This window comes from Desulfallas thermosapovorans DSM 6562, assembly GCF_008124625.1.
Taxonomy (GTDB): domain Bacteria; phylum Bacillota; class Desulfotomaculia; order Desulfotomaculales; family Desulfallaceae; genus Sporotomaculum; species Sporotomaculum thermosapovorans.
The window spans coordinates 1-5,668 of sequence record NZ_VNHM01000030.1 but is presented as its reverse complement, the minus strand read 5'-3'; the positions used below and the strand labels follow the sequence as shown (position 1 = coordinate 5,668).

The following is a 5,668-nucleotide window of genomic DNA, read 5'->3' as shown; positions in this document are numbered from 1 at the left end:
CACCCGGGGTCTGCGTGCATGTCGGCCAGAGTGCCGGCAAAGCCGCTTTGGGGTCGCAAGCTTTCGGGTCCGGCTTTGCCGGCACACTGGCCAGCTCTGGGGTCTTTGCATGTATTCCTTTGGGGTCCTCAATCGGAACGGTAAGGTCATGCGCAAAAAGCGCGCATAACCTTACCTCATCTACCAGGCCGCCGGCTTCGCCCGCGGCCTTCTACTCGCGATGGTGGCACCGTCCCGCACACCCGCCCCGCGTATAGGTTAGTGTACGCGCATGGGCTTGTGCCACCGGGCGGGCGGCGTTGCCACCCCGGGGACGGGGGCCGCTACTGCGGCCCCACGCGCGCTTCGCGCGCGCTCTTCCGCCGGGCTGCGGAAGCTTATTGAACATATTCATGAAAGCCCTCTCAATATACTCAGCTTTTGTTGATTTCTCGGTGGGTTTTGGATAATATTAACTTGAGGTGATTGACGTGGCCACCAATATTGAGCGACTAATTGAGACAATTAAAAGCCTATCAGCTGCTGAAAAATTTGAACTAGCTCGGCGTTTGGAAGAAACCGGTGTTTTGGATGATAACCAATCCTGGTATTGGACGCCCCAATGGCAGGCTGCCGAGAAAGAAGCTGATGAGGATATTGCAGCCGGTAGGATTTACCATTATGATAATGTAGATGATTTAATGCGTTCTTTGCACGCTAGAAGAAAGCAGGCTTCAAAATAATGCGCTTTGTTACCACGGAAAGATTTGAGCGGTCATTTAGTCGTTTAAGTAATCAACATGCATTGGCGGTAGAAAAGGCGGTAAGGATGTTGACTGAAAACAGTAAACATCCTTCTTTACGTGTAAAGCGCGTCAAAGGAACCAAAGACATTTGGGAAGCCAGCGCCACAAGGTCATTAAGAATAACATTTCGATTTTTAGCGCAAGATTTTATTCAACTTAGAAATGTTGGCACTCATGAACAAGTTTTCAGACCGCCATATTAAAGTTTTTGATTGTTTTCTTATTTACAAGGCAGTCCTTTCTTAATATACAAAAGAAAGCCGCATATCACCAGGCCCGGCTTTGGCATCCAATTCAATATTACTTTATTAAGCTGGTATATCATTTATGAGGAAGGTGGGGTATATATTTGGTTACCGTAAGGTAAGGCCCGCCTCCACCAGTGGTAACCAAAAATATTTTCATTACAACTTTTATCTCATCTTCAAAAATGATCACATTGTCTACAAACTGTTGCACGAGGGGCTTCAATAGCTCCTCGTTTTCTTTATCCTGAAACCTTTCATGCAAGTCATCAAGATAATGCTCGACATCTTTTTTTGTCAACGTAATGGTCGCCCTGGCGGATATCTTGTCCAGTTCCCGCTGTAATATTCGGCCAGCCCTTCCAATAAACTTTCCAGCAAAATACTTTCCGGCGAATCGTCTAGATGTTCCAGCACAGATTCAATCTTAACACCGGCCCGGCGCAGTTCCCGTTTGTAAAAGGCACTATCGTAACGGTTGCGGGCAAACCTGTCCAGCTTGTGAATGACCAGGACATCATACAGACCGTCTCTGGCATCCTGGATAGACTTCTGGAATTGTGGACGGTCATCAGTCAGGGCAGAACGGGCTTCATCGGTATATGTTTTGGTAATTATATACCCCTTGCGTTTACAGTACTCAGTACATGCCCGCACCTGGGCTGTGATACTTAAATTTAATAAAATTTTATTGTAGATTCTCAAATGCTTAATGCCCGTGAAAAACACTAACCCATATAATAAAGATTATCGGGGCGTCGGTTGTACTATCTATTTAGCCCCCTAACACAATTGGACAGTTAGACTTCAATTTAGTAATGTTAAGTTGAGGGGGCGTGATACAGAACCCTGACTTCGATCACCTTTCCTTTGAGGAACGGTTCGGTCTGTTGGTGGAGCAGGAGTGGACCTACCGGCAGAACAAACGCCTGGCCCGGCTGCTAAAACAGGCTAAATTAAGATTACCAGCCTGTCTGGAGGATATAAACTATCACCAGCCGCGTGGCCTTGACCGGGGGCTGGTGAGAAGCCTGGGTACTTGTCGCTGGATAACCATGCACCAGAACGTAATCATCACCGGCCCCACGGGAGTGGGTAAATCGTATATCGCTTGTGCGCTGGGCAATGCCGCCTGCCGGCAGGGCCATTATTCGATACATGATACTACACCGGCCCCTTTAAATCCACGTGACTGCATTTCCACTTCTTTTAACATCAAGTGCTCCTCGGGAGAAAGCACTGCCCCGTCCTCTTCCATGTGAGGTGTGTAATAATTACAATCGCGCCAATTTTCCGGTGCGTTTGGTGCCATCAGGTAGTTATATTTCAAACAGCGCAGCTTATTATTTTCCCGTTTGGCTATGCCGCAATTGGAGCAATTAATACTCATAAGCGCCCTCCTTAAATAAGTGAATTATTATTTAGTTATAGTATAATTAATGCTTTTTTCCAATACTTATGAAAGGCAGCCAGATATTATTGACAAAAATATTTAATAAAGATATCATTATATAAATAAGTATTAATGGAGGAAAGGCTATGAACATCAACAATTTTGTCAAAATTCTCAAGGCCCTGGGGGAACCGACCCGGTTAAAAATATTAAAACTGCTATCCATTAGGCCCATGTACGTTTGTGAGCTGGAATCGGTGCTGCAAATGAGTCAGCCAAGGATTTCGCAACATTTACGGACCATGAAAGAAGCGGGTCTGGTCACCGAAAAAAAAGAGGCCCAGCGTATATTTTATAGCCTGCAAATTGATTACATTGATGAGAACTTTAATAATCTAATCAAATTTTTTCATACCCAATTGGATGAGCTACCGGAATTTAAAGAAGAATCTCTGCGTTTAAAACAGTTGGAAAGCGACATGGACATATCACTATGTAAAGAAGGAAAAACGCAGGTGATATCCTTGAAGCAGGAAGCCTAACTTCAGGGATTTTTCCGTTGTCCTTGGTCAGATGCCCAGAATTTGGTTCCGGCATGGAACTAGTTAAAAAAATACTCGGTCACCTCTATACCGGCGGTGGTACTTGTTGACAAGGACAGCCAGGCTAAGGCGCCAATTTTAGGAGAATTTGATGTCGACGCAGTGGATAAACAGCTTCAAAGCCTGGTGAGCGGCTCGTGATTAACCTACCAGCCGACTCAATCACACCACTTGCTGGCTTACTGGTTTTTGCCGGAGGTTTGGCCAGCGGCCTCAGCCCCTGTACACTGCCCACAGTGGTTTTTGTAGTGGGTTACGTGGGCGGTTACGCAGAAAAATCAAAGCTGCGCGGGTTTGCCCTAGCGCTGGCCTTTGTATTGGGCTATATATTAGCAAGGAGGTTTGATTATATGCCCGATTCAGTTACCGGCAAATTAAATTTTTTGGACCGTTACTTAACGCTCTGGATATTCCTGGCGATGGCATTGGGAGTGGCGGGCGGTTACTTCTACCCGCAAATCGCTGACTTCTGGGGGCGGTTCCAGGTGGGCACCACCAATATACCCATAGCCATCGGCCTGATTGTAATGATGTACCCGCCTCTGGCCAGGGTAAAGTATGAGGAAATAGGAAAGGTTTTTACAAACGTCAAGGTCATGGGTCTCAGCCTGGTTCAAAACTGGGTTATCGGTCCGCTGCTGATGTTTTTTCTGGCCATTATCTTCCTCAGGGATTACCCGGAATACATGGTGGGGCTCATCCTCATCGGCCTGGCCCGCTGCATAGCCATGGTTATTGTGTGGAACAGGCTGGCCAAGGGCGATTCCGAATATGCCGCCGCCCTGGTGGCGCTAAACTCCATCTTCCAGGTACTTTTCTTCACGGTCTATGCTTACCTGTTCATAACTTTGATGCCCCGGTGGTTCGGGCTGGAATCCCTGGAAATACACATATCGATGGCGGAAGTGGCTAAGAGCGTTTTTATTTATCTTGGCATACCTTTTGGGGCCGGTGTTATTACCCGGTTTACATTAATGCCAGCCAGGGGGAAGGAGTGGTATGACAACCAGTTCATGCCCAAAATCGGCCCCGTAACTCTGATTGCTTTGCTGTTTACCATCCTTGTTATGTTCTCCCTGAAGGGCAACTATATTGTCAAGCTGCCCATAGATGTGGTTAGAATAGCCATACCGCTGGTGCTGTACTTTTTGATCATGTTCTTGGTTTCATTCTTTATAAGCAAAAAGATGGGCGTAAACTACGAACAAACCACAACTCTTTCCTTTACCGCCGCCAGCAATAACTTTGAGCTGGCCATCGCGGTGGCGGTGGCGGTGTTCGGCATCAATTCCGGCCAGGCTTTTGCCGCGGTAATCGGACCGCTAATCGAAGTGCCGGTGATGATCTGGCTGGTCAACGTGGCCCTGTCATTTAAGAGAAAATATTTCGAGCCGGGGGCGCTGCCCACCAGGTAAGCACTAATTTACCGTAGATGTAACCGCCGGATTGGTGTTCTGGAGGTATTTCAATGAAAGATATGCTTGGTTTTTTAAAAATTTTGGCCGATGAAACAAGGCTAAAAATGAATTTGATGCTTTTATCGATCATCTAAAGAAATTTGATAATATTGAATATGTTCACCAGCCCCTAAAGCACGATTGGCAACAGAGAGTAGTAAGAATATATGACCCGGACTACCATATTATTGAAATAGGCGAGTCTATGGTTGTTATCGCAAAACGCTATCTGGAACAAGGTTTTTCCATCGAAGAAACAGCAAGAATTATTCAGCATCCAGTTGAATTTGTAAAATCGATCCTTTATAAAGCCAAACCTGGAACCCGATACCGTCCTTTATGATTTTATGACGGGAAAACTTCGTCTGCGTAGAAAAAGAACTTGGTGACGGTGGCGAACCTGCTGAATAACTATGTACTTTCTTTTGTGGCTGATGAAGTAAGGCTTAAAAATACAACGCCGGAAACATATGCCGATATTTCCAACATGCTTGGGGTTATCGACCAGTGTAGCGAACCAGAGGAACGTGATTTCGAAGGAGAATTTTTATACGGACTGCGTGTGTTATTCGCGGGTCTAGAAGCGGTCGAAACGCTGCACACCCCCTGACGAAAATGCATACCCTGACTTGAAATCATTGCCGAAAAAAGTAATTCAATATACCGGTAGCGAAACCGAATTATTCAGATTTACCATTTGAATTTGATTCAGCTGAAGTTTTTTTGATGTAACTTGGCCGCACACTCGTGGCTTTAGTTATCAGTAAGCCAAGTTACATCAAATCTATCACTCCTTAATTTGTAAACAAATGGAATATCAGCTGGCGCAAAATCATACTTAGGGATTGCTGAACCAATCCTATTTCAATCAAAACATTTATAACGACGGCCTTAAAAAAGCCGGTTTATGCCCAAATAGGTACCGGAGAAAAATAAACAAAATAACACGCAGCCTGCGCTCCAAGTTCATCACCAAAAACTGGAGGCAAATTACACTTTCGGCGGTCTCTTTCAGGCGCGCCATAATACGCGCCAGCCCATAGCGGCGCTTACCTTCGCCGAATTTACCTTCTATGGCATTACGTTCGCATGCGTCTTGCCGTTCCAAGCGTCTTTGTTCTTTTTGAAGCGACTTGTCAGCTGGTGGTCTACCCAGCCTTGGGCCGCTTAATCGTATACTGTGTTG

The 5,668-nt window shown here is 45.9% G+C and carries 9 protein-coding genes and 1 pseudogene; 7 read left to right on the top strand and 3 right to left on the bottom strand.

Annotation, left to right across the window (positions count from 1 at the left end; translation table 11 throughout):
- Positions 1-470 precede the first annotated feature (470 nt).
- Complete coding sequence (locus LX24_RS14540; RefSeq protein ID WP_166512848.1) at positions 471-722, top strand: hypothetical protein; 252 nt, start codon at positions 471-473, stop codon at positions 720-722.
- Entirely contained in the window at positions 722-988 is a 267-nt protein-coding gene (locus LX24_RS14535; protein ID WP_166512847.1) for a type II toxin-antitoxin system RelE/ParE family toxin, read from the top strand. Before LX24_RS14540 ends, LX24_RS14535 begins: the two co-directional genes overlap by 1 nt.
- Positions 989-1,106: 118 nt before the next feature.
- Here LX24_RS14535 and LX24_RS14530 read toward each other — a convergent pair whose 3' ends face one another.
- Together LX24_RS14530 and LX24_RS14525 are read right to left on the bottom strand one after the other, a co-directional pair.
- The gene (locus LX24_RS14530) at positions 1,107-1,331 is read right to left on the bottom strand and encodes a hypothetical protein (RefSeq protein ID WP_166512846.1); all 225 of its coding nucleotides are present in this window, start codon (positions 1,329-1,331) and stop codon (positions 1,107-1,109) included.
- Complete coding sequence (locus tag LX24_RS14525) at positions 1,328-1,735, bottom strand: recombinase family protein (RefSeq protein WP_479723370.1); 408 nt, start codon at positions 1,733-1,735, stop codon at positions 1,328-1,330. The genes LX24_RS14530 and LX24_RS14525 overlap by 4 nt, the downstream gene beginning before the upstream one ends.
- Positions 1,736-1,866: 131 nt before the next feature.
- Here LX24_RS14525 and LX24_RS14520 point away from each other — a divergent pair, with 131 nt between their 5' ends.
- The 5 genes and pseudogenes from LX24_RS14520 to LX24_RS14500 all read left to right on the top strand — a co-directional run bounded on the left by LX24_RS14520 (position 1,867) and on the right by LX24_RS14500 (position 5,092).
- The gene (locus LX24_RS14520; protein ID WP_166512845.1) at positions 1,867-2,292 is read left to right on the top strand and encodes an ATP-binding protein; all 426 of its coding nucleotides are present in this window, start codon (positions 1,867-1,869) and stop codon (positions 2,290-2,292) included.
- Positions 2,293-2,569: 277 nt separating this feature from the next.
- A complete protein-coding gene (locus LX24_RS14515; RefSeq protein ID WP_166512844.1) occupies positions 2,570-2,965 on the top strand; it encodes an ArsR/SmtB family transcription factor in 396 nt (131 codons plus the stop codon).
- 410 nt (positions 2,966-3,375) lie between these two features.
- Positions 3,376-4,440 carry an ACR3 family arsenite efflux transporter gene (gene arsB / locus LX24_RS14510; protein ID WP_166512850.1) on the top strand — a complete coding sequence of 355 codons (1,065 nt, stop codon included), beginning with the start codon at positions 3,376-3,378 and terminating at the stop codon, positions 4,438-4,440.
- A 106-nt stretch (positions 4,441-4,546) separates the two neighbouring features.
- Positions 4,547-4,825 (top strand): annotated as a pseudogene (locus LX24_RS14505) (VOC family protein); the annotation flags it as partial.
- A 39-nt stretch (positions 4,826-4,864) separates the two neighbouring features.
- Entirely contained in the window at positions 4,865-5,092 is a 228-nt protein-coding gene (locus LX24_RS14500; protein ID WP_207706632.1) for a hypothetical protein, read from the top strand.
- Positions 5,093-5,359: 267 nt separating this feature from the next.
- On the opposite strand, the gene LX24_RS14495 is transcribed toward LX24_RS14500, so the two are convergent.
- Positions 5,360-5,668, bottom strand: a 309-nt coding sequence (locus tag LX24_RS14495; protein ID WP_166512842.1) for a transposase, incomplete at its 5' end; no start/stop codon positions are given.

Excerpts from the sequence above, each read along its gene's own strand:
- arsB (WP_166512850.1), top strand. The coding sequence starts at position 3,376 with ATGCCCGATTCAGTTACCGGCAAATTAAATTTTTTGGACCGTTACTTA.
- LX24_RS14535 (WP_166512847.1), top strand. The coding sequence starts at position 722 with ATGCGCTTTGTTACCACGGAAAGATTTGAGCGGTCATTTAGTCGTTTA.
- LX24_RS14515 (WP_166512844.1), top strand. The coding sequence starts at position 2,570 with ATGAACATCAACAATTTTGTCAAAATTCTCAAGGCCCTGGGGGAACCG.